Source organism: Streptomyces sp. URMC 127, assembly GCF_051386535.1.
Taxonomy (GTDB): domain Bacteria; phylum Actinomycetota; class Actinomycetes; order Streptomycetales; family Streptomycetaceae; genus Streptomyces.
On sequence record NZ_JBPQTW010000524.1, the window covers coordinates 1 to 345 of the forward strand.

1 protein-coding gene is annotated in these 345 nt (G+C 78.3%); it reads right to left on the bottom strand.

Translation table 11 applies throughout. The features are described from left to right. Positions 1–330 (bottom strand): CHAD domain-containing protein (locus ACSNOH_RS35230; protein WP_436725509.1); only part of this gene is annotated, 330 nt, incomplete at its 3' end. Between the last annotated feature and the right edge of the window lie 15 nt (positions 331–345).

Below are 345 nucleotides of genomic sequence, written 5' to 3' on the forward strand. Positions count from 1 at the left end.
CTCCGCGCCGGACAGCCGGTGCAGCGCCCCCCGCAGCCGGGCGAGCCGCGCCGCGTAGGCGTGCTCCCTGCCCAGCAGCTCCGACAGCCACACCAGTTCCGTACGGATCCGGTCCGTCCAGTCGGTGTCCGTGAGCGGGCGGTAGACGTAGAGGGCCCCGGCGATGCGCCGGGCCGAGCGGCGCAGCAGCCGCGCCGCCTCCCCCGCCTCGTCGGCGTCGGCGCCGCTCTCGCCGTGCAGGCGCAGGCTGCGCAGGAACTCCACCGCCTGGCCCTGCAGGTAGCCGGCCAGGACGTCGCCGGCGGTCGCCGTCCGCTCGGCGGAGCCCATGGGACCGGCCGGGCC